The following is a 901-nucleotide window of genomic DNA, read 5'->3' as shown; positions in this document are numbered from 1 at the left end:
GATCGGGAGCGTGCGGTCCACCTGGGCGCCCAGGTCGCGCGACTCGGCGCCCACCACCGCGAACTCGCGCAGGTAGACCCGGCGGTCCGCCTGCTCGGCCACCCCGCTGGCCAGCAGGGCACCGGGGGTCTGCTCGACCCGCTCGCAGCCGTAGCCGGCCGCGCTGGAGTCACCCAGCAGCGCGATCTTGATGGCGGGTCCGGGCCGCCCGCGGCCGTACCAGCCGGTCGCGTCGGGGGGATCCTCCTCCAGCCGCTCGCCGATGGTCTTCTTCGCCAGCTCGGCCTCGAGCCGCAGCACGCCGTACAGCCCCCCGCCGAGCGCGGTGAGGCCGCCACCGCCGTACGCCGCGGCGGCCGCGAGCTTCCGTGCTGCCGCTGCCTTCCCCACGCGATCCATGTTACGGACGGGTAGCGACATAGGTTGGGCGGGTGCAGTACGCCAACTCCTTGCTGGACCTGATCGGCAACACCCCGCTCGTGCGCCTGTCGCGGAGCCTCGACCTGCCCGGCGACGGCCCCCTGGTCCTCGCCAAGGTCGAGTACCTCAACCCGGGTGGCTCGGTGAAGGACCGGATCGCGACCCGGATGATCGACGCCGCCGAGGCCTCCGGGGAGCTCCAGCCCGGTGGCACGATCGTCGAGCCGACGTCCGGAAACACCGGCGTGGGGTTGGCGATGGTCGCGCAGGCGCGCGGCTACAAGTGCGTCTTCGTGTGCCCGGACAAGGTCAGCGAGGACAAGCGCAACGTGCTCAAGGCCTACGGCGCCGAGGTGGTCGTCTGCCCGACCGCGGTGGCGCCGGAGCACCCCGACTCCTACTACAACGTCTCCGACCGGCTCTCCAAGGAGCCGGGGGCCTGGAAGCCGGACCAGTACTCCAACCCGCACAACCCGCGCTC

General features: G+C 72.4%; 1 protein-coding gene and 1 pseudogene. One reads left to right on the top strand and one right to left on the bottom strand.

The features are described from left to right. Positions 1-390, bottom strand: a pseudogene (locus JHD21_RS16845) (SGNH/GDSL hydrolase family protein); the annotation flags it as partial. Positions 391-431: 41 nt separating this feature from the next. On the opposite strand from JHD21_RS16845, the gene JHD21_RS16840 reads away from it, so the two are divergent. Continuing rightward, on the top strand, positions 432-901 hold a 470-nt coding region (locus JHD21_RS16840), incomplete at its 3' end, for a pyridoxal-phosphate dependent enzyme (RefSeq protein WP_292677533.1).

It is taken from the genome of Nocardioides sp. (assembly GCF_016462705.1).
In the GTDB taxonomy this organism is placed as follows: Bacteria; Actinomycetota; Actinomycetes; order Propionibacteriales; family Nocardioidaceae; genus Nocardioides.
This window is presented reverse-complemented; position numbering and strand designations above follow the sequence as displayed.